Consider the following 23,388-nt stretch of genomic DNA (forward strand, 5'->3'; position numbering starts at 1 on the left):
TGCATGGATACGAGCTGGTTTCCCTGGCTTTCAAATCCACCCGCAATAATATCAAATCCGATAAAGGGATACCCTACAAGGATCATCGCAGCGGGAATCCAATAGAAAGCTATTTTAGAAATGGTGGGATTTCTCACAATTTACAATCGTTCAGATGCCAAAAATAGGACAAGTATCCTAAATGATAGGTGCTTGTTCATTTCCAGAGCCGCGGTTGAACAAAAACTATCGGGTTTTAAAAAATAAAAATTTAGCTGAATTGAATTAAACAACGAAACGTTTCAGTGCCCTCTAATAAACCCTTCGTTTTAAACGAGAAGCTCTCAATTAACGGGATCAGCCATTACATTCCCTTCAACAGGTAAATATTATTTAAATGTTTCTTAGACAAGTTCCTTGCGCAAACGGGCTACAGGGATGTTCATTTGCTCGCGGTATTTTGCAATGGTACGCCTGGCAATGTTATAGCCTTTGCGCATCAATAGATTCTTTAATTTTTCATCACTGAGCGGTTTGCGCTTACTTTCATTCTGAACCAAATCGGAAAGTATTTTTTTGACTTCCAGCGTGGATACTTCATCTCCTTCTTCCGTTTGCATCGACTCTGAAAAGAAATCTTTCAATCGTTTGGTTCCAAATTCAGTTTGTACAAATTTACTGTTGGCAACTCTCGATATCGTTGATATATCTAATGAAGTGATTTCTGCAATGTCCTTTAATATCATGGGCCGGATTTTTTTCTGATCTCCGGTCATAAAATAATCATGCTGATACTGCATGATGGAATACATGGTTTTATACAACGTATCCTGCCGTTGTTTGATGGCATCAATAAACCATTTGGCACTTTCAATCTTTTGTTTGATAAATAAAATGGCTTCTTTTTCTTGCTTATTTGAATTGCCCGTTTTCTTATGGTCTTTATAGTGCCGCAACATGTCCAAATATTGGTCATTGATCCGGAGATCCGGTGCGTTGCGGCTGTTTAAACTTAATTCCAATTCTCCGTCTCGATTTACGATAGAAAAATCCGGTACGATAAAATGACCAGCAACCAGATTTGTAGGTAATTGATCTACATATCCTGAACTGGGCTTCGGATTCAGTTTTATAATTTCATTTACAGCTACTTTCAATTGTGCTTCGGTGAGATTTAAAACGCGCTGCAATTTGGTATAGTGTTTTTTAGTAAATTCTTCAAAATATTTTTCAAGAATAAACTCGGTTAACTTTAATACTTTCAACTGAATTTTACTTGTTGCGATTTTAATTTTAACCCGAATCTGCAACAGCAAACATTCCTGAAGCGTTCTGGCTCCAACACCGGGCGGATCAAAGGATTGGATTTTATACAACAGCTCCAGTATTTCTTTTTCCGTAACGACTATGTTTTGGGAAAATAACAAATCATCGATAATCGCATTGGGTTCTCGTCTTAAATACCCATCATCATCGATGCTTCCAATCAATTGCATTGCAATTTTAAATTGATTTTCGTCTTTCAGTTTTAATAAACCAATTTGCCTGCGCAAATGGTCATGAAAGGTATTTTCAACTGCAATGGGCAAACTGCGATGTTCTTCTTCGTGTGCCCCATAATCATCGGTTTTATACTTATAGGATGCTGTATTGTCATCCATGTAATTGTTTAAATAGTCATCGAAACTGTCGCTGTTCATCAACTCATCCTGACTTTCCTTTTCATATTGCTCTTTCTCCGTCAAGTCAAATTCATTGTCCTGATCATTGACGCCTTCTTTTAAATCAGCATCGTAATTTTCATCGTATTCATTGCCTTCTTCTAAAGCCGGATTGGATTCGATTTCTTCTTGGATGCGTTGGTCGAGAATCGCTGTTGGAACCTGTAATAGTTTCATCAGCTGAATCTGCTGTGGGGAAAGTTTTTGTAAAAGACTTTGGCTTAATTGCTGCTTAATCATGTGCGCTATACTATCTGAATGAACAATCGAATCCCGGGCTTAGTTCTCAAAAAACGGGTATCAAATCCTTATAAAATAAGGAATGATTGAGATTTTGCTACCGGAAAATCGTAACATTGCATGGCAAATGTAAAGAAAATAACTACATATTATAAAAATATTTAATATATCTTCATATGACAAGCCTGATTCCTCCCCGTATTGCCGCTTTAAAAACCGTAATGAACAAGGCTCGAGTAGATGCCTACATTATCCCGACAGCGGATCCCCACCAAAGTGAATATGTGCCGGAATATTGGGCCGGCCGTTACTGGATTTCAGGATTTCATGGTTCCGCCGGAACCGTGGTGGTGACTGCCGACCATGCCGGACTTTGGACAGATTCCCGCTATTTTTTACAAGCAGAACTCGAACTCAAAGGAAGTGGTGTCACACTTCATAAACTGCTGGCTCAAGCCCAGGCCGAATATATGGATTGGATCTGCAGTCAGCTTAAATCCGGTCAGACCGTAGGATGTGATTTTTGGTGTTTTTCACTGGCTCAAATTCGTGCTTTTGATAAGAAACTAACCGAAAAAGGACTACACTTGAAAGATTGTGGAGATTTAATGCAGGATATTTGGGAAGATCGTCCTGCGCTGAGCCCCGAACCCATTTATGAACATGCTGTAAAATATGCAGGCAAATCCCGCGAGCTCAAATTAAAAAGCCTTCGCGAACAGCTCAAACTTCAAAAAGCCGATTACATCTTGCTTTCTGCATTGGATGAAATTGCTTATTTGTTGAATTTACGAGGAAAAGACGTGCATTGCAATCCGGTATTTACTTCCTATTTGCTGGTAACCATGGATCATTGTGATTTATTCATTCCACCAGACAAACTTCCGGAAGCCTTGGAGAAAAAACTGGCAGAAGACGGAGTCCATGTAAAAAACTATTTTACGATAAAATCGGTGGTTCAAGCCATCAAACCGGGTAAAAAGATTTTAATAGATCCATCTACGATGAATGCGAAACTCGCCATTCAGTTTCCTGAAGGCAGTCTTCTCAGCGATGTCAGTCCGGTGATGAAAATGAAAGCCATTAAAAGCAAGCCGGAAATTGAACACATTCGAAAAGTCATGGAAAAAGACGGAGCTGCACTGGTAAAAGCCTTTATATGGCTGGAAAATCTGTTGAAAAAATCCAAAAATTGCTCAGAACATGAATTTGCCATGAAAATCATGGAATTCAGAAGTCAACAGCCTTTGTATGTGGGGGAAAGTTTTGACGCCATCGTTGGTTATCAGGCAAATGGTGCCATCATACATTATAAACCGGATGCCAAAAAATCGGCCACCATCAAAGCCAAGGGCATCTTATTGGTAGATTCCGGCGGACAATACCAGGACGGAACAACGGACATCACCCGGACCATTGCTTTGAGCGCTCCGGCGCCAGAAGTAAAAAACAATATACCGCAGTGCTCATGGGACATATCGCCCTGGCAGATGCCATTTTTCCGGAAGGGACTAAAGGTATCCAACTTGACATCCTGGCGCGTCAATATTTATGGAATATGTCCTTGAATTACAGTCATGGAACCGGACATGGGGTCGGCTATTTTATGAATGTACACGAGCCTCCTCAGGGTTTTGTCACCAGCTGGAATCAACGCGGCCAAAGTGAAATGCTGGAAGGCATGCTTACTTCTAACGAACCCGGATATTACGAAGAAGGATCCCATGGAATCCGAATTGAAAATCTGGTGATCAATAGCCTCCACACTAAAAGTGCAAAGGGCAATTATCTAAAATTTGAAACGGTTACTTTGTTTCCAATTGATTTAAAACTGGTGCACAGTCCGATGATGACAAAACAATGCATCAACTGGTTAAACAATTACCATAAAGAAGTTTATAACCGCATCGCACCTCATTTAGATGCGAGTGAAAAGAAATGGTTGAAGGAAAAATGTAAGGCGATTTGAGTTTAAATTCATTCTAATTTTTCAATTTAAAAACATTTTATTCCTTACAATATTTTTAGGATATTAATTATAATTCTGCTTATTGATGTAACATGGTCAGACAAGGAAATATTTGGTAAGCTATTCATTTTATTGAATTTCAAGAAATGAATTGGTATATGAATAACGTAGGGGCCTACTTTGATTGTATTGAATCTAATAAAAATAAAAAACTAATGGTCCTGGCAATTAATCATTATAAAAACCTTTGTTCAGAGTGCACTAATGAAGAATGGCAACTTAATGCTAGGATTGGAATAAGAATGGATGTTGCTCCATTAGCTTTAGATTTACCATTTACTGATTGTCCCGATGAATAATATTAGACTCATTATATTTTGGGGATTTTTAATAAATGAAATCCAATCTCAATCAATATTTTGCTATTCAAATAGCGATAGTAGTTCTCATGAACAAATTATGCATATTGATGAAAGCAAAGATGGCAATCTGGTTTTTTGTTCTATAAATTGGGATTATAGTTTAAATCCTTCATTTAGATATTCCAAATTGGTATTAATAGATTCAAGTTGTAATTTAATTAAGGAACTAAAAATTGAATACCCTTTATACAATTCCAAAATTTTTAGAATTTTTAGTTTGGATTCTGGAAATATAACTTTAGGGGCATTATCATTAAAATCCAAACCAAATCAATTTCAAATACAAATACTTAGTTTAAACTTTAAATTTGAAATTACTAAAGAATATATCATCGACTTACCTGCCAATATTGAGCCCTATTGGTTCATGGGAACTACTTTAGAGAAAGATGGTATTGTAGCATCAGTCAATTTATCCAAATATCCAGCACCAATTACTGGTGGTATATGGTTAAATCTTTTCATCCATTTAGATTGGAATCAAAATTTTATTAATTATAAATTTTATCAACCAGGAATTTCCAGCAGTATGGCTGATGACATTGACAAAGATAAAATTTCAGAGGGCTTTATTGGTTCTGGGTCTGTTAATTTGAAAATTGATAAGAATTTGAATGTTATTGATTCTATTGAGTCTCCCTGGTTTTTTAAGCAATGTGGTCCAACAAGTCTATTTGTTCCTAGTTGGAGCAATTCATTTTATTTTGCTGTTACAGGATGTCAATCAGATACTCAAAGTGTTGAACTCTTTAAACTAGATTCCAAATTTAATATTCAAAATCAAGCAAGAACTTACAATGGCATTAAAGAAACATGTTATTGGGGTGAAAGTATGGATGGTTTAATTAACAACAGAATTTATCTCGGAGGCATGAGCAACTCAAATAAATGATGAGTCGGAATAAATAATTAAGATGAAAAGCTTATTTTTATTCCGATTTCATCCTTTTTAAAATCAATGAACCTTAAAATTCTAATTTTCCTATTAATTGCCGGAGGCACAGTAGAGTCTCAGGACCTATTTAGTAAAGTTTATACTGTGCCAGAGGATGGTACAGGTTTAGTAAATCAATGGCCTAATTATCTAACCGCAGTTTTTCCTACTGATAGTCTTATTTATGCATTTGGTTATTCAACTGATACGACATACAAAAATATTGAGGGGACAGCTTTTTTTGTTTTTGCTCTTAATGGCGATCTCTTGGAATATTATCACATTAAAGACTCTGAAAAATACAATTATTTCTACCCAGAAGGAATCCATACTTGGGATGGGATTACTTTCTATACCTCATTTAATAATTTTTACCGCGAGCAATCAATCCTCAAATTTAATAGATTCACCAGAAAACAGGATGTTTTAGAAATTAAAAATAGTAAAATTAATAACGGTGATATTTTAAGAGGAAATTTGGTTGCCACAGTTGAAGATTGTTTGATAACTGCAAGCGATATAGCAATTGATTCAGCAGGTTATAATTATAAAATACAAATCACGAAAATAGATACATCTGGAAAAATTATTTGGCAATCAGTTATAGGAAAAGAGCCATTTAATACTTTTAATAATCATTGTTTTTCTGCATATTCAGACCTGAGTGGCAATATTTATGTTGGAGTAGGATTTAATGATTATACTGGCGTTGGCTGGAAAGCAAAATATCAAAGTTTACTTTATAAATTAGATTCGGATGGAAATATTAAGAATGTTTACACTTCCAGTTTGACAGAAGAAGGATTTAATCAAATTTATGATATTGTTGAAAATAAAAAAGGGTGGTTATATCTTTCCTCTAATTACAATTGGAATGAACCTCAATATCCCTATGCTAATATGGGTTATGGAATAATTCAAATCTTAGATTCCGACTTTAATTTCATGGGATATATTAATTTGAACTACGATACAAGCTTGAGTACCCCAGCGTCACTCAAAACATTTGAAAAGGTTATTAATTCGAATGATGAAAAAGGCATTATTGTAGGTGGCTTCACGGTTAGAAAAGATACGATTATTAACTACATTGATTCTTTAGCTCGGCTTGATACATCATTGATAACACATTATGTTCTTACTATCCTCAAAATTGATAGTACCAATCAAATTGGATGGAAAAGATATTATAGGATAAGAAATGGTTATGATCATGGTTTGCTACACGATATTAAATCATTCCCTGGCGGCGGATATATTATTGGCGCGGAGTCATTTAATGGAGAAGCTTACGAAAAATTTAAAGAACCCTACTTCATGCCCTGGCTTCTTCGAGTAGATGATTATGGCTGTTTAATACCCGGATGTGACATAGTAAGCACTAAAAATCCAGGATCGAAAGACGAACTAAAAATATTTCCAAATCCCGCAAGTAATTATTTTGTACTTGTGAATTCATCTGATGAAAAAACCAAGTATCAGATTATTTCGAGTGATGGGAAAATTATGGATGAATTTTCTTCTTATCTACAAGGGGAGCAAGTAATTATGCCGCTGCACAATTACAAGGCAGGTTCATACTTTATCAAAGCAGAAAATAATTCCGGTAGGAGTTCAACCTTATTTATAAAACAATAGTTTTGAAAATTGACATGCAACAAATGAAACTTACCAAATTCAATTTTATTTAAATCAAAGAAGCTATTCAGGTAACGATCTATTTATTTTATACTCATAGAATGAATGAGATCAGATTAATTGATTTCCTGGCGGACTGATTTATTCTATATTTATTGAATCCTTGAAATATTTGCATAGCGCGTTAATTGTACGAATAAATTGACACTCAAATAAATAATAAAAACATTATGACCCTTGTATAATAATTAAATATTAATTTACTTTGCGGAACTAAAAGCAAATCATGGAAATCCAGCAATTGAAAAAGGGCAGTAAAGGAAAATGCTTTATTTTTTTCCTGTTGTTCCTTTTCTTATTTATAAGCCTCCTGGTCTATATCTACAATAAAAACTTCCAACTGAGCTTCTAAACCGGCTCAATCTTCCTCATTTTCAAACAATAGGATTGTAGCGATTTCGTATTGCCCTTCCTTTACATAAAGGTCCGCACTGGCCTTATTTAACAGGGCTTTGGTGGTTACCATCGCTTCAATCCCGTTTTTAACAAGCTGAAGTCTTTTGATCTCGGCCTTGTAAGCGTCGGCCAGAGACATGATTTTTTTCCATCCTTGCATAATTGTATTTTTACAACAGAACAAATTTATATATGTTTTTTTGTTAATATGTAATTATTTTTAAATTATTTTTTTCAAATAACGATTTAAGCTCAATTTTATAGGCAATTCGTTCAAATAATGGGCTTAAGTTGTCATATAAATTACACATGCGTCTTTTTCAATATGGCTAATTGCCTGAAAATAACATTTCAAGGTCTGAGAATCAGCTCCAAATGCTGGATTTTAATGTTTTCAGACTTCTTGCTATTAATTTTAGGATGTAAAAGGCCCTTTTTTTAGTTTTTTGCTTGGTTTACAATTCTTTTTATAAGGCTTGATTCATGAATGAGTGGATTCATATAATTGGTTGGCAAGGTTAACAAGGTTTTTAAAACTTCCCTTTAGCTTATACTCAAACAATTTCCAGGAAAAACAGATCTTTACAAAAAATACCTTCCATGCGTTTAATCAGGATACTACCGCTTGCTTTTTTTCTATTCTTGGGTTTTTATTCCGTCCAAGCTTCCCGAATTTGGAATGAAATGCAGGTCCTATTGAAGAAGAATCCTGAATTCCACAAAATGGAGCTTTTGCAATCTCTTCCAAATTTTAAACGCCCTGATTTTGTAAAATCCATGCCCGGGTCTTCTTTCTCTACACTTCAAAATACTGCCATCCAGGAAGTCCTCACAAAAGCACCTGCTTACCTTCAATTTGAACTTCAGGACGGCCATCAGCAAAAACTTGAACTGTTGTTAATTCGTCAGGACATTTACAGTCCGGATGCTGGTGTCATTAGTTCAGATCGACCCGATCTCAGAGAACCTATGCCTCAGCAGGCCCTATTTTATAGAGGTATTATTCAAAACAGGCCGGGTTCTTTTGCTGCCATCACAATTTCCGGAAGTGAAATTATGGGGGTGCTTTCCATACCTGAAAAAGGAAATCTGGTTCTCGGAAAATTGATTCCTCAAAATTCAGTAACAGAAAATGAACCTGCTCATGTTCTCTATTATGAAAACGAATTGCCGGTCAACTCGGGCTTCCAATGTGGTTCTGATGCATTGCCTGAATCACCAAAAAACTTAAAAAATCTTCAATTTGTTCCAGACAGTATGTTTGACAATGCTTGTAAAAGTGTCAAGGTTTTTCTGGAATGTGATTACAGGATGTACACGGATCGCAGCAGTCAAAAAAACCAGGTCACCACCTATATTTCCGGACTGTTCAATGTGGTTAAAACCCTTTATTACAACGAGTACATTACACTGGAAATTTCTGAGATCTTTGTATGGACCACTCCGGATCCATTCTTACACACCGATTTACAGTCCATTATTTTTCACTATACCTCCTATCGCAAAAATAATTTTACCGGAAATTTAGCCCAATTGGTATCGACCTATCCTCCTCAACAACAAGGGGGCATCGCCTGGTTGGGTACCCTGTGTCAACCCTACAACGGACAATCGGGACCGCATTCATTTGCTTTCGTTTATAATTCGTATTCCGTTTTACCTACCTATTCCTGGAGTGTGGAGGTGATGACTCATGAAATGGGTCACAATTTAGGCTCCCCTCATACACATGCCTGCCAGTGGGGTCCTAACCGGAATACTGCTTTAGATAATTGCCAGGCTCCGGAAGGCAATTTATGTGCTCCTGGGCCAACTCCCAATGGAGGGGGGACCATCATGAGTTACTGCCATCTTACCGGAGTTGGAATTAATTTCACCAAAGGATTTGGAATAGAACCCGGAAATCTTATTCGTTCAAATGTTGAAAACAGATCCTGCCTGTCATACCGGATTGTTCCGGATATTGTAGAAAGTCTTCCAACACCTTATTTTGAAGGAGATACCATCTTATTAAAGGCGCGACCTTTAAAATCACTCTATACCTACGATTGGTTTCATTACGATTACCTGATGCCCTTACCAAAGGATTCAATATTAAAACCAAGTTATAGTGGAATTTATAAACTGGCTGTTTCTGATCGCTGTACTGAATTTTCTGAACCTGATACTATTATTATTTCTGACTTTTTGGTAAATCTGGGTTGTCCAATAATTCCTGGTCAACGAGATTCTTTTGTTGTTAGTGTCACAATGAATGCAGATCAGGGTGTACAATCTGATAGTTTGTTTGTACCGGATAGTTTGTATAAAAATGTTCCGCAATGGGGACGGGATGTATTGGTTGAATTGCAAATGAAAATTGAGCCGCAAGGCACTTCCTGGACGCGCGATATCATTGCTGCGTATCAAAGTCCGCCAACAATTGATATATCCAATGCCCGATATACACCCAATGCATCAGAACCCGCTACATTTAAAGGAATTAAAACTTATAAACGGATTCTGGGAAAATTCAATCCTAAAGGAACCTGGTATTTTACAACCAATGACAATAAATTTGATAATGGGGTGGATGCAAAAGTTCAATTCAGCATCGTGATTTCCTGGCGCAGCAAAGATTCCGTTACAAGTTGTGATATTCCTGTATGTGATGGGCAATCAAAATTATTTGATACAAAAATCCGAAATGCAAAATATAACTGGTCAACCGGTGATACCACAAAAAGCATTTCTGCAAATCAAGTGGGTCCACTTTCCGTAACAGTGACCCGTGGAAATCAAAAAGCAAGTCACACCATAAATCTATATCATTACAATACCCATTACCAACAGGAATTTACCATTTGTGATGGAGAATCCATTTCCGTTGGAAAGAATGTATATACGAAAAGTGGTTTGTATACGGATAGTTTGTTTTCTTACAATGCTTGCGACAGCATCGTTCAAACACAATTAAACATTCTGGATAACAAACGAAGCGATCACCTGGAATTTATTTGTTATGCTGACAGTTTTAGAAATGTCGCCTATACTAGAGATACGAATTTGCAATTTCATTTTCAAGCAGTAAATGGTTGTGATAGTACAGAATATGTAGAATTAAAAGTGAATCCTGCACTGGATATAGAATTTATTACTACACCTGCATGTCCTGAAGTTGGCGGTTCATTGGAAGCAACTGTACTAGGTGGTAGCGGTCAAAATTATCAATACAATTGGTCTAATGGTAAAACGGAAGCACGAATCACCGCACTGCCATCCGGTACCTACCATTTGAGTGTACAAGATTCCAGTGGTTGTAAATTTGAGAAAGAGATTGAATTAAAAAACCTCGACTCGGTAAAAATCAGTTCCTTGGTTTTTGACGTCAGTTGTTTCGGAAAAGAAGATGGAAAATTATTTATTGATTTTATTTCCGGTGCTTCACCCTTTTTAATAAACTGGAGCCATGGTCCAAATACTACGGAATTGGTTGATTTGAAAGCTGGTAAATATACGGTCTTCGCCAGAGACGCCAATGGCTGTCAAACCACCTCAGAAATTGAAGTCCGTTCACCTGAATTATTATTTGTTCAACTTGATATAGTTGGGAGCAGTGGTCAGAATGGAAGCGCTAAAACAACGGTAAATGGTGGTACGATGCCTTATACTTATTTTTGGAGTACCGGAGAAAAAACAGATTCTATAATGAATTTGGCACCAGGAGATTACTGGGTTTATGTCTATGATCAAAATGGTTGTGAAACCCGTCTTGACTTTACGGTTCCTGTTATCATTCGAAATGAGGATTTGAAAAAAATTGAATCCATTCTGATTTATCCGAATCCTGTAAAAAATAAATTGCACATTGAAATTTTAAATAATTCGAATCCTGATATCACCTGGCGCTTGTTTGACATTCATACGAATTTAATTTCAAAAGGAAATCAATTGCACATTCTAACGGAAGAATTAGCTTCCGGAGTGTATCTATTAGAATTACATTATAAAAATCGATTGTATAAAAAAATATTTGTAAAATAATTCCATGCTCCAAATACTTAAAAGTATATAATTAGGTATTTGGAGCTTTCAATTCATTTTAGAATAAATCTACATTTTACTGAAAGCAAAGCCCTTCGACTTAAAAATTTATCTGGATCAATTGGTTAGTCAATTTAATCAAAGCGATTTTATTGAACTGGATCCGATCTCAATTCCCAAACGATTTGAATTAAAACAGGATATTGAAATCAGTGGTTTGTGGATCGCATTATTGGCTTGGGGAAATCGCAAATCCATCCTCCAAAGTGGTACAAAATTATTGGAATGGATGGACCAAAAACCATATGAATTTATTATCCATCATACTGAATCAGAAAGAAAGCCCTTTTTAAAATTTGTACATCGCACGTTTAATGGGGAGGATGCATTATACTTTTTAGAATTTTTTCAAAACTATTATAAGGAACATACCAGTTTAGAATCCGCATTCACAAACGGTTCGTTACAAGATGAAGAACATGTCGGTCCATCACTCATTCGATTCAGAGCAAATTTTATAAAATATTGCAATCCGGCAAAACGATGTTTAAAGCACATAGCATCCCCGGAATCCAATTCAAAATGCAAACGGTTGCTCATGTTTTTACGTTGGATGGTTCGATCGGATCCCCAAGGAATTGATTTTGGAATTTGGAAAACCATAAAGCCTTCACAATTATTAATGCCTTTAGACGTTCATGTCGAGAAAAATGCCCGAAAGTTGGGTATGTTAACCCGCAAACAATCGGATTGGAACGCTGTTTTAGAATTAAGTGCCCATTGCAGAACATTGGATCCAATGGATCCGGTGAAATACGATTTTGCACTATTCGGACTGGGCATTTCAGAAAAAAAGACATCATCTACGAAATAATTCGTAGATGTGATGTAATTTTGCAGGAGACAAGGTAGTTAAAAATTTATATTAAATAAAAATCATATGCGTAATTATTTATTAATCTTAATTTTGGCCTTAAATTTTGGCCTGGTTTTCGGCCAAGCAGGCAAACCATCCAAAGCAGGAAAAGCAGGTCCTGCTAAAGCAAAAACAACTGCAATGGATTATTCAAGCATGCCCCCTGGTTTTACGAAAGGTGCAAGCGTTGAAGGAATTACCGAGTACTTTTTACCCAATGGCTTGCAGGTATTATTGTATCCTGACCAATCCAAACAAACAGTGACCGTAAACATTACCTATAAAGTAGGTTCCAGACATGAGGGCTATGGAGAAACGGGTATGGCCCATCTCTTAGAGCACATGGTTTTTAAAGGAACTCCCAGACATCCGGACATTCCAAACGAATTATCAAAACATGGAGCAAGACCAAACGGTACTACCTGGTATGATCGTACGAATTATTTTGAAACCTTTGCAGCCACTGATGAAAATCTGAATTGGGCATTGGATCTCGAAGCTGACCGGATGGTTAATTCATTTATTGCGAAAAAACATCTGGATACAGAAATGTCTGTGGTGCGCAATGAATTTGAGAGTGGTGAAAACGATCCAGGAAGTATTTTAATGGAACGGGTCTTATCAACAGCTTATCTCTGGCATAATTATGGAAAATCAACCATCGGAGCGCGTGCCGATATTGAAAAGGTACCCATCGAACGTTTACAGGGATTTTATAAAAAATATTACCAACCAGACAATGCCGTTTTAATGGTGGCAGGTAAAATTGATGAAAAGAAAACCTTGTGGTTGATTCACAAATATTTTTCACCACTTAAAAAACCAAGTCGTGAATTAATACCTACTTATACCGATGAGCCGACACAAGATGGAGAACGCAATGTCGTATTGAAACGTGTTGGTGACGTGCAAGTCGTTTCTTGTTTATATCACATACCACCCGGATCGCACAAAGATGCAGCTGCTGCTGACATCCTTGCTGACATCATGACCAACGAACCTTCCGGAAGATTATACAAAGCGTTAGTAGAAACCAAAAAAGCGTCTAGTCAATTTGGTTGGTGCGCTACATTAAAAGAACCCGGCTTTGTTTATTTTGGCGTTCAGGTACGTAAAGAAAATTCACTGGAAGAAGCTCGGACCATTCTCCTTAAAACACTTGACGACATTCGTACAAATCCACCAACCAAAGAAGAAGTGGATCGTGCAAAAAACAAACAGATTAAAGATTTTGAATTATCTTTTAGAAACACCGAATTTGTTGGTAGGTCTATCAGTGAATACATCGGAATGGGTGATTGGAGGTTGGCCTTTATTTATAGAGACAACATCCGAAAAATTACACCTGAAGATGTACAACGCGTTGCATCAACTTATTTTAAACCAGACAATCGGACCATTGGAATGTTTTATCCAGAAGCAAAACCTGATCGTGCTGAAATTCCTGGAGCGCCTGATATTAAAGCCTTGGTAAAAGATTACAAAGGAGATCCTTTGGTTGCACAAGGTGAAGAATTCGATCCATCTCCAGCTAATATTGAAAGCCGCACCCATCGGGGTCAAGAAGCCAATTCAATTAAATATGCTTTGCTTCCAAAAGCAACAAAAGGAAATGTAGTCAATGCCAACATCACCCTTCGATTTGGCAATGAAATGAATTTAAAAGGCAAATCAACGATCAGTTCTTTTACAGCCAGTATGTTGGATAAAGGCACTACAACAAAATCCAGACAAGCTATAAAAGATGAATTTGATAAATTGAAAGCACGTGTTGGATTTTTTGGTTCAGGGGGCACTTTAAGTGTCAACATTCAAACAACTAAAGAAAATTTACCAGCAGTTATGAATTTAGTAACGGAAGTTTTAAAACAACCTGCGTTTAATGAAAAAGAATTTGAAGAATTGCGCAATGAAGAATTGGCTGGAACAGAAGAACAAAAATCAGATCCTCAGGCATTGGTTGGCAATGCCATTCAAAGGCATTTAAATCCTTATCCAAAAGATGATGTTCGATATATAAAAACAATTGAAGAAGAAATTCAAGCAATTAAAGACGTTAAATTGGAGGATTGTAAACAATTCTATAAAGATTTTTATGGAGCTAATAATGCTACCATTGCCATTGTAGGCGATTTTGAAGAAGCCGAAGTAAAATCAACCATTTCTAAACAACTAGCCAATTGGAAAAGTGCAAATGCATACAAACGTCTTGAAGATGTTTATGTAGACGTTAAACCAACCAATGAAAACATAGAAACTCCTGATAAAGCAAATGCCATGTTTTTAGCTGGTATGAATCTGAATCTTCGTGATGACGATCCGGATTATCCTGCATTGGTACTTGGAAATTATATTTTTGGTGGTGGGTTTTTAAACAGCCGACTGGCAACCAGAATCCGCCAAAAAGAAGGAATTAGTTATGGTGTTGGCTCCCAGCTATTTGCTGACTCTCAGGATAAAAGCGGCGGATTTATGATTTACGCAATTTATGCTCCTGAAAATCGCGATCGCCTCGAAGCTGCTTATAAAGAAGAGTTGGAAAAAATGCTTAAAGAAGGATTTACCGAACAAGAATTAAAAGATGCTAAATCCGGTTACCTGCAATCTCGTAAAGTGGGCAGATCTCAAGATGCTCAACTTTCAGGTACTTTAAATTCAATGTTAAATATTGGCAGAACTATGAAATTTACAGAAGATTTTGAATCCAAAATCAACAACCTGACTCCAGAGCAAATAAGAATGGCAATGAATAAATTTGTAGATCCTGCTAAAATGAGTGTATTTAAAGGCGGTGATTTTGCGAATAAAATGAAAAAACCCTAGAGGGGATATTTAAGAATTAAAAATTAAAAATTAAGAATTAAGAATGCCACAAGTACCAATTCTTAATTCTTAAGGGAACCTCTAATAACTTCTTAGACGAGGCTTGCGATTTTTTTAAACGCTGATTTTACTACTGTAAATGAGGTGTTTAAAAAAATCGCATAACGAAGTATAAGGAGTTATTAGAGATTCCCTTAATTTTTATTTTACAAAAACATCAAACTGTACGGTAAGAAAATGTTCCGATACAGATCCTGGAAATTGTCGCAAATTGAATTCCAGTTTTAATACAAACTCCTCATTTTTTATTAAATCTTTTACATCCGCAAGGCCTGGTAATAAAACCAGCTCATCATCTGAACGGATGTTATCGTATAGATCCCCGATGGGTAACAATCCTCCCGGATCATTTAGATCATACATGGAAGCATGAGCTTCTGATATAATACCATAACTGATGGCATTGTTAAAAACGGGTGATAGAATCACTGACCTGGGCCTGATTTTTAAAATATCCGTTTGACTGAGATTGTGAGCTGCTAAAAAATTGTTCCAGTCGGAAGCAATTGACTTTTCAAATACATGGGTAAAAAGCGGATTTGCATCCGGTGGCAGTTCGAGACTCATTCGATATTCCAATTGAAATTGTCCTTCTTCTTGTTTTGAGCAAGAAAACACCAAAACCAAGGAAGTTAAAATAAAAACGTTTTTAAGCATATTCAAAGATACAACGTCAGAAGACCCCGTTCCTATTTTGTAAAATGAGCCCCGAAGCTTAATTTTGCCGCCCTATTTCCAACTCTAACGATCAATTGATTGTTTGTTTTAGGATAATCGATCCTGATGGAATTCAAAATCAATTAAACCAATAGCCATTTTATGAATACTTCCCCATTTGATATAGATATGCTCAGAAGCCATTACGCCCGTCTGAGTGAACGCATTGATTTGATAAGACAAAGCTTGGGCCGACCCTTAACGCTTACAGAAAAGATCCTATACAGCCATTTACACGAAGATTCTCCATTAAAAGAATACCAGCGCGGAAAAGATTATGTCTTTTTTGCCCCGGATCGCGTGGCCATGCAAGATGCAACGGCCCAAATGGCCTTATTGCAATTTATGACCTGCGGTAAAAGCAAAACAGCGGTGCCCTCAACGGTCCATTGCGATCACTTAATTCTTGCTGAAAATGGGGCTAGCAGAGATTTAAGTACTGCAAATAGTGAAAATAAAGAGGTCTATGATTTTCTGAAATCGATCTCCAATAAATACGGAATAGGATTTTGGAAACCTGGATCTGGGATTATTCACCAGATTGTGTTAGAAAATTATGCATTTCCTGGTGGGATGATGATTGGAACGGATTCTCATACACCCAATGCTGGAGGACTTGGCATGGTTGCCATAGGAGTTGGTGGTGCGGATGCTGTGGATGTAATGACCGGTATGGCCTGGGAATTAAAAATGCCTAAGATTATTGGCGTTCATTTAAAAGGTAAATTATCGGGTTGGACTTCTTCCAAAGACATTATTCTAAAGGTTGCCGGAATTTTAACTGTAAAAGGGGGTACTGGTGCCATTGTAGAATATTTTGGAGACGGTGCTCGTTCACTTTCCTTCACCGGGAAAGGAACTATATGCAATATGGGCGCAGAAATTGGTGCAACGACTTCAACATTTGGTTATGATGAATCGATGGGCCGCTATTTAAGGGCAACCCATCGTGCAGAAGTTGCGGATCTTTGTGACCGAATTCAAGATGATCTCACCGGAGATCCGGAATGTTATCAAAATCCGGCTACTTATTTTGATCAGGTTATAGAAATCGATTTAGATCGTTTGGAACCTCATATTAATGGTCCGTATACACCCGATTTAGCCTGGCCCATTTCACAATTTGCAAAAGCGGTAAAAGAAAACAACTATCCGGATAAACTAGAAGTTGGATTGATTGGATCTTGCACCAATTCATCTTATGAAGATTTATCTCGTGCAGCATCTCTTGCGCAACAAGCAGTTTCTAAAAATTTAAAAGTTAAATCAGAATTTACAGTAACCCCTGGTTCTGAACAAATCCGATATACCGTGGATCGGGATTCAATCCTTGAATCTTTTGAAAAAATGGGTGGCGTGATTCTGGCAAATGCGTGCGGCCCGTGTATCGGTCAGTGGAAACGACACATGGATGATCCCAACCGAAAAAATTCGATTATTACCTCATTTAATCGCAATTTTTCAAAACGAAATGATGGCAATTCCAGTACGCATGCTTTTGTTGCTTCCCCTGAAATTGTTACGGCGCTTGCGATTGCAGGCAGCTTAAGCTTTAACCCATTGACGGATTTCTTAAAAAATGAAGACGGCGAATTGGTTAAACTGGACCCACCATTTGGTGTAGAACTTCCAGTGTTTGGATTTGAAGTGGCTGATGCCGGATTTGAAGCTCCCGCTGCCAATTCGGAATTTATTGAAGTCCTGGTCAATCCTCAAAGTCAACGAATTCAACTACTACAACCCTTTCAACCGATTCAATCGTCAGAATTGTTAAATATGCGCATTCTGATAAAAGCAAAAGGAAAATGTACTACCGATCATATTTCAATGGCTGGCCCTTGGTTAGAATTCCGCGGACACTTGGAGAATATTTCCAACAATTGTTTTATCGGAGCGATCAATGCTTTTAATGGCGAAAGTAACAAGGTATTAAATTTTGTAAGTAATGAATATTCGGCCGTTCCTGATTCGGCGCGATTGTATAAAAAAACAGGTATATCAACTGTCGTGTTTGGGGAAGAAAATTATGGTGAAGGTTCATCGCGTGAACATGCTGCTATGGAGCCCCGCTATTTAGGTGTTAAAGCTGTTATTGTGAAGTCCTTTGCCCGGATTCACGAAACCAATTTGAAAAAACAAGGCATGCTGGCTTTAACATTTATCGATCCGGCAGATTATGATAAAATAAGACAGGATGATCAAATTGATTTAATTGGATTGGATTCTATGACTCCAGGTAAAAACTTTCAAATGGTATTGAAACATTCTGATGGTTCAGAAGAATCGTTTGATCTTGCGCATACCTACAACCTTCAACAAATTCAATGGATAAAAGAAGGCTCTGCCTTAAATAAAATTCGCCAGGAATTGGTGAATTCATAGTCAAATTGTTTTTTAACTGTATTTTTGAAGAGTGGCTCTTTAATTTAAAACATAGATCATGTTTAAAGAATTTAAAAAATTTGCACTTCAGGGAAACTTGATTGACATCGCCATCGGTTTAGTAATGGCTACAGCATTCGGAGGAATTACTTCAGCATTTGTTGATGGAATCATCATGCCATTGGTTGGCCAAATTTTTCAAATGGGTGATTTAGCGCAAGCCAAATGGGTCTTGTCGCCTGAAATTTTAGGTCCGGATGGTAAAGTGACCACTTCAGAGTCTGCCATTCTTTATGGACGGATGATTTCAGCATTCATCAATTTCCTTATTATCGCATTTGTAATGTTTTTGATTATAAAGTTTGTAAACCGAATCAAATTTGTAGAACCTGTTGGTTTGCCTAAACCCACTACAGACGATCTGTTGACTGAAATCAGAGATTTGTTGAAAAAATAAACCATTTCCATTGCAGCCTAAACAAATCATAGATTTATCGGTTTTGTATTAAATCGATTAAGGGTCATGCATTTTTACAAAATTCCGGTCTCAGAAAAAACCTTTGAAACCAAAGATTCCGTCAGCTTACATTTCAAAGCAATTGAATTACCTGAAGAATTTAATACATTTCATCCGGGTCAACATCTGACTCTTAAATTAACAATTAAAGACAAAGAATATCGCAGATCCTATTCGATGAGTTCTGCCCCCGGTCAGAATGAAATCAGTATTAGCATTAAGAAAGTAGATGATGGCATTGTTTCAAATTTTATTTTTGATAAACTTAATGCCGGTGATTCCCTGGAATTATCAGGTCCTGAAGGTCATTTCTTTATTAAACCAGATTCAGAAAAAAGACAGAATTATTACTTCTTTGCAGCAGGCAGTGGTATCACTCCTATTTTTTCAATGATCCAATCTTTGTTGGAAAATGAGCCAAAATCAAATGTTTACCTGTTTTATGGAAACCGAACCGAAGAAGACATTATGTTTCATAAACAGCTGATTGATTTAAGCAAAAAGTATCAGGATCAGTTTTATGTTGAATTTACATTAAGCAGATTAAAAGGAAATTTACTTCCTTTTTTAGCAAGTAAAAAGAAAATTTGGGAAGGATTAAAAGGTCGCATCAATAAAGATTCTATTCAGAAATTCTTCGAAAAATATCCTCCTCGCAATTTAAATTCCCAATACTACCTGTGCGGTCCTGGTGATTTTATAGAAGGTACTAAAGAAAATTTATTACTTTCCAATATTGATCCTAAAGCGGTGCATGCAGAATACTTTACAATACCGCTGCATCCATCAAGTGATTCTAAAATTTCAAATTTAAGTTCAGTTCGCTTAATTGTACATTTAAATAATAAAACACACGAACTTCAAGTTCCTGGTAATAAAAAGATTTTAGACAGCATTTTAGATGCTAAATTAGATCCACCTTATTCCTGTTCCAGCGGTGCGTGTTCTACCTGCATGGCTAAAATTATTCAAGGCAATGTGCATATGGATGTTAGCCTGGCACTTGAACCAGAAGAAATCGAACAGGGGTACATACTTACTTGCCAATCCAGGCCTTTAACAGAATTAATTGAAATTAAATATTAGGAATTTGTAAGTTCAAATTTTCTAAAATTTGAAGCATAATAAGTCCGCTTCTTGAATTACTGGTTTTTCAAAATCACCCAATTCGAATAACCAAATAATTGCTTGCCGCCTAATAATTTTTGTTCAATCCAACTGAGTATTTTGTATTTGATTTTTTCATGTTTTAACAAAGCCCGTTTTGGTTTGTAATCCTTTGAATAGTTTAACTGTTCTGCCCAATTAAATTTTTCAATAAATGAATGAATAACTGCAGGATGGCTTTCCTTAAAACGTGTGAGTTTGCTCATATTTCCATAATCAAAATGCATCGGTTTGGCATTGTAACTGGCTTGTACCTTTTGTTTATCATGGTAAAAACCGTCCATCACTTTTGATTTAGTTTGCATGCATTCAGGAGGTCTTACCCATCCATAATGATAAATGGAGGCGGGTATTTTTTTTACTTGCAACTTTCGGGTTCCTATTTTGGTTCGATAGTTTACATAATCAAAATGTTCAATTGATTTAAAAGACTGTGCATCCCCGTACGAATGAATATCCTTTCGATTGCGAATGATGCGAATTTCTTGTGGATACCAACAATGCGATTGAATGTAATGGTTGTAATCCCCCCAAAAATGTTTGTAGTCAAATAAAAATCCTTCAATCGAGGAATCCATTAAATAGTTCTTACAATGTGTTACAATGGGTTCCAAATAGTTTTCATGAACCACTTCATCTGATTGTAAGTAAAACAACCAATCACCGGTACAAGCTTCTTTTGCCAAATCCGTTTGTTGCGCATAGATGGTTCCATTTTTATACTTATCCAAATCCCAAAACGTCTTGATAACTTTAATTTTATCAGAATTTAATCCTCGTACCAAGAATTCTGTTTGATCATCGGGATCGTTATCTCCCATCGCGATTACAAATTCATCTAGAATGGGTAATATCGATTGGATGGATTCCAGAAAAGGGTAATACAAAGTACTTGTATTCCTCATGAAGGTGAATCCACTAATTTTCATGGTTTAATAAAGCAAAGATTGGACGAAATTAGAATCAACCTCTCCAAATCCATTTGCCCAATTCTTTTATACTTGCTTTTTTACCATACATTAAAATTCCGGTACGATAAATCCGTGCAGCAATCCAAATCATAAAATAACTAAACGCAAAAAGCAAGACCAATGACAACGCAATTTGCCACCAGGGTGGATCGAAAGCCAACATGGCAGGCATTACAATTGGACTAAAAAATGGAAACAAGGATGCAAACATTGCTAACGAACTATCTGGCAGCCGGATTGCCTGAAACATAACATACATAGCCAATAAAATGGGAATGGTAACAAGTATGGTCAAGGATTGTGCATCATTTATATCGTCTCCGGAAGCTGCACCGATCGCTGCAAACATAGAGGCATAAATAAAATAACCGCCTACAAAATAAAATACAAACAAAACAGAAATACGCCACCAATTCATGGCGCCTACTTCGCGAATGATTTGTGCCAGCTCATCCGTATCCATGGGTGCCTGTTGGCCCATTGTTTGACTCACTTCCTGCAATTGTTGTGTATCAATCCCTGCAATGGACATTCCCAGAAAATAAATCAGCGGAATTAATACCAACCAAATTACAATTTGAGTCAAGCCAACCAAACCAACTCCTATGACTTTACCCAACATGAGTTCAACCGGTCTGGCAGAAGAAATGATTACTTCAACAATACGACTTACTTTTTCATCAGCCACAGAACGCATTACGGAAGCACCGTACAAAAAGATAATAAAGAAAATTACATAACCCATAATGCCTCCTAACATGGTAGCTATTTTATCCGTATAACTCGAACGATCTTTTTCTGTATCGGATACCGGTTCCGGATCAATCGCAATGTCAGTTTTCAATTTTTCCAATTGTTCATTTTGTAGATTCATCAATTGGATTTTGTAATTTCTTACGCCATCTTGCAAATATTTTTCGAGACTGGACTCAATTTCAATATCCATTGCTTTATCGGAATGATAATATACCGTATAGGCATTCACATCAACTCCGGAAAATTTAGGCAAAACCAAAATCCCATCCAACTCACCATTTTTATATTTGGTCTTTAATTGTTCAAGAGTCTCCGTTGTTTTAATAAAACTAAATTTCTTGGTTGAATCCGGAAATTTAATATTCATTTCACTCTTATCTAAAAGCGCGATGCGATAGGTTTTCGAACCTTCATAACTAAAAATTACACCTATTACTATAAAGAAGATTAAAAATCCTAAGGGTGTTAGCAAGGTTGTAAAAATAAAATTCTTGTTTTTAACCTTGGTAAGATATTCGCGTGCTATGATCAAGCCCAATTTATTCATGGCTGGTTTCATTTACAGTTTTAATAAATATTTCATTAAATGTTGGTAACAATTCATTAAATGAAACTAAATTGATTTCATGATGCAATAGCCAACTTAAAATATCATTCGTTGACTGCTGTTGTTTTAGTTTAATAAGGTAATGTCGTTCCTTTTTAATACTGCATTCAAATTCTTCGAAAAATTCTTCTGGAATGGTATTGGAAGTAGTGAGTTCAAAAATATTCTCTTTATATGAATTTCGAACCTCATTCACTTCCCCATTAAGGACTATTTTACCTTTATTGATTAAAACAATGTGTTCACACATTTCTTCCACTTGTTCCATCCGATGTGTTGAGAACAAAATACTTGCACCCTCGTCTTTTAACCGAATGATTTCATCTTTAATTAAATTGGTATTGATTGGATCCAAACCAGAAAAAGGTTCATCCAAAATAATTAATTTCGGATTATGACTCACGGTAGCGATGAATTGAACTTTTTGAGACATCCCTTTTGATAATTCATTTATTTTTTTGTTCCACCAGGATTCAATTTGAAATTTCTTCATCCAAAAAACCACGTTTTTTTCTGCATCTTCTTTGGAAAGACCTCTCAGGCGGGTTAAAAAAATAAGCTGTTCTCCAACTTTCATTTTCTTGTACAAACCCCTCTCCTCTGGCATATATCCAACGGAAGGATCCTTGATTTTGTAAATGTCTTTCTCATGCAACAACACATTTCCAGAGTCGGCTTGAGTAATTCCTGTAATAATTCTGATCAATGAGGTTTTCCCCGCTCCATTTGGACCTAATAAACCTACAATTGAAGATTCGGGGACTCTAAAACTCACATGGTCAACGGCTTTAAGGTTGCCGTATTCTTTGACTACATTTTCAAGCCTTAATAAATCTGCCATCACATCCTATTTGGATGCGAATATAGTTAGAAATAAGAGTCTGTAGATAGGAGTCTTACGGAAGAAGAGGACAAAGAATTCTGCAATTCTACAATACTGCAATGTTGAAAATTTATGAACTTGGTTTTTAGTATGCTTTCATCTGACTGTTAACTCCAAGCTAATCAGCTTTATTGCTTATTAGCTTCTTCATTTTTTGACTGCAGACTGCTGATTACCCTGGCTAGGCACAAGTTGAACCTACATCCA

The 23,388-nt window shown here is 36.5% G+C and carries 18 protein-coding genes (1 of these 18 running past the window's edge); 11 read left to right on the plus strand and 7 right to left on the minus strand.

Annotated elements, in window-relative coordinates; genetic code table 11:
* Both IPK91_08140 and rpoN read right to left on the minus strand, forming a co-directional pair.
* Positions 1 to 137 carry the 5' portion of a lycopene cyclase domain-containing protein gene (locus tag IPK91_08140; protein MBK8297229.1) on the minus strand. The gene continues 685 nt to the left of window position 1, outside the view, so the window shows 137 of its 822 coding nt (coding positions 1–137); the start codon lies at positions 135 to 137; the stop codon falls past the left edge of the window.
* A gap of 246 nt (positions 138 to 383) precedes the next feature.
* The gene (gene rpoN, locus IPK91_08145; GenBank protein MBK8297230.1) at positions 384 to 1,940 is read right to left on the minus strand and encodes an RNA polymerase factor sigma-54; all 1,557 of its coding nucleotides are present in this window, start codon (positions 1,938 to 1,940) and stop codon (positions 384 to 386) included.
* 176 nt (positions 1,941 to 2,116) lie between these two features.
* On the opposite strand from rpoN, the gene IPK91_08150 reads away from it, so the two are divergent.
* The 5 genes from IPK91_08150 (at position 2,117) to IPK91_08170 (ending at position 6,903) form a co-directional block, all read left to right on the plus strand.
* Entirely contained in the window at positions 2,117 to 3,508 is a 1,392-nt protein-coding gene (locus IPK91_08150; protein MBK8297231.1) for an aminopeptidase P family N-terminal domain-containing protein, read from the plus strand.
* Positions 3,409 to 3,909 carry a M24 family metallopeptidase C-terminal domain-containing protein gene (locus IPK91_08155; protein ID MBK8297232.1) on the plus strand — a complete coding sequence of 167 codons (501 nt, stop codon included), beginning with the start codon at positions 3,409 to 3,411 and terminating at the stop codon, positions 3,907 to 3,909. Before IPK91_08150 ends, IPK91_08155 begins: the two co-directional genes overlap by 100 nt.
* A gap of 146 nt (positions 3,910 to 4,055) precedes the next feature.
* Positions 4,056 to 4,268, plus strand: a complete 213-nt coding sequence (locus IPK91_08160; protein MBK8297233.1) for a hypothetical protein — start codon at positions 4,056 to 4,058, stop codon at positions 4,266 to 4,268.
* Between the two features lie 100 nt (positions 4,269 to 4,368).
* Positions 4,369 to 5,223: a hypothetical protein gene (locus IPK91_08165; GenBank protein MBK8297234.1), complete on the plus strand. Its 855-nt coding sequence runs from the start codon at positions 4,369 to 4,371 to the stop codon at positions 5,221 to 5,223.
* A gap of 66 nt (positions 5,224 to 5,289) precedes the next feature.
* Positions 5,290 to 6,903, plus strand: a complete 1,614-nt coding sequence (locus IPK91_08170) for a T9SS type A sorting domain-containing protein (protein MBK8297235.1) — start codon at positions 5,290 to 5,292, stop codon at positions 6,901 to 6,903.
* Positions 6,904 to 7,321: 418 nt separating this feature from the next.
* Here IPK91_08170 and IPK91_08175 read toward each other — a convergent pair whose 3' ends face one another.
* Complete coding sequence (locus IPK91_08175) at positions 7,322 to 7,519, minus strand: hypothetical protein (GenBank protein MBK8297236.1); 198 nt, start codon at positions 7,517 to 7,519, stop codon at positions 7,322 to 7,324.
* A gap of 563 nt (positions 7,520 to 8,082) precedes the next feature.
* Between IPK91_08175 and IPK91_08180 the strand changes: the two genes are divergently transcribed.
* The 3 genes from IPK91_08180 (at position 8,083) to IPK91_08190 (ending at position 15,121) form a co-directional block, all read left to right on the plus strand.
* A complete protein-coding gene (locus tag IPK91_08180; GenBank protein ID MBK8297237.1) occupies positions 8,083 to 11,382 on the plus strand; it encodes a T9SS type A sorting domain-containing protein in 3,300 nt (1,099 codons plus the stop codon).
* Positions 11,383 to 11,494: 112 nt separating this feature from the next.
* On the plus strand, positions 11,495 to 12,256 hold the full coding sequence (locus IPK91_08185) for a TIGR02757 family protein (GenBank protein ID MBK8297238.1): 762 nt from the start codon (positions 11,495 to 11,497) through the stop codon (positions 12,254 to 12,256).
* Positions 12,257 to 12,322: 66 nt separating this feature from the next.
* On the plus strand, positions 12,323 to 15,121 hold the full coding sequence (locus IPK91_08190; protein MBK8297239.1) for an insulinase family protein: 2,799 nt from the start codon (positions 12,323 to 12,325) through the stop codon (positions 15,119 to 15,121).
* 201 nt (positions 15,122 to 15,322) lie between these two features.
* On the opposite strand, the gene IPK91_08195 is transcribed toward IPK91_08190, so the two are convergent.
* Positions 15,323 to 15,838 carry a hypothetical protein gene (locus IPK91_08195; protein ID MBK8297240.1) on the minus strand — a complete coding sequence of 172 codons (516 nt, stop codon included), beginning with the start codon at positions 15,836 to 15,838 and terminating at the stop codon, positions 15,323 to 15,325.
* 189 nt (positions 15,839 to 16,027) lie between these two features.
* Between IPK91_08195 and IPK91_08200 the strand changes: the two genes are divergently transcribed.
* From IPK91_08200 to IPK91_08210, 3 genes are all read left to right on the plus strand, one after another.
* Positions 16,028 to 18,280, plus strand: a complete 2,253-nt coding sequence (locus IPK91_08200) for an aconitate hydratase (GenBank protein ID MBK8297241.1) — start codon at positions 16,028 to 16,030, stop codon at positions 18,278 to 18,280.
* A 58-nt stretch (positions 18,281 to 18,338) separates the two neighbouring features.
* Positions 18,339 to 18,737, plus strand: coding sequence for a large conductance mechanosensitive channel protein MscL (gene mscL, locus IPK91_08205; protein MBK8297242.1), 399 nt, complete (start codon positions 18,339 to 18,341; stop codon positions 18,735 to 18,737).
* A 66-nt stretch (positions 18,738 to 18,803) separates the two neighbouring features.
* Positions 18,804 to 19,883, plus strand: a complete 1,080-nt coding sequence (locus tag IPK91_08210; protein ID MBK8297243.1) for a ferredoxin--NADP reductase — start codon at positions 18,804 to 18,806, stop codon at positions 19,881 to 19,883.
* Positions 19,884 to 19,939: 56 nt separating this feature from the next.
* Here the strand turns inward: IPK91_08210 and IPK91_08215 are convergent, their stop codons facing one another.
* From IPK91_08215 to IPK91_08225, 3 genes are read right to left on the minus strand one after another with little or no spacing between them, the layout of a single operon-like run.
* On the minus strand, positions 19,940 to 20,893 hold the full coding sequence (locus tag IPK91_08215) for a hypothetical protein (GenBank protein MBK8297244.1): 954 nt from the start codon (positions 20,891 to 20,893) through the stop codon (positions 19,940 to 19,942).
* A 34-nt stretch (positions 20,894 to 20,927) separates the two neighbouring features.
* A complete protein-coding gene (locus tag IPK91_08220) occupies positions 20,928 to 22,250 on the minus strand; it encodes an ABC transporter permease (protein MBK8297245.1) in 1,323 nt (440 codons plus the stop codon).
* A complete protein-coding gene (locus IPK91_08225; GenBank protein MBK8297246.1) occupies positions 22,231 to 23,139 on the minus strand; it encodes an ATP-binding cassette domain-containing protein in 909 nt (302 codons plus the stop codon). The genes IPK91_08220 and IPK91_08225 overlap by 20 nt, the downstream gene beginning before the upstream one ends.
* Between the last annotated feature and the right edge of the window lie 249 nt (positions 23,140 to 23,388).

Source organism: Saprospiraceae bacterium (assembly GCA_016712145.1).
Lineage (GTDB): Bacteria > Bacteroidota > Bacteroidia > Chitinophagales > Saprospiraceae > Vicinibacter.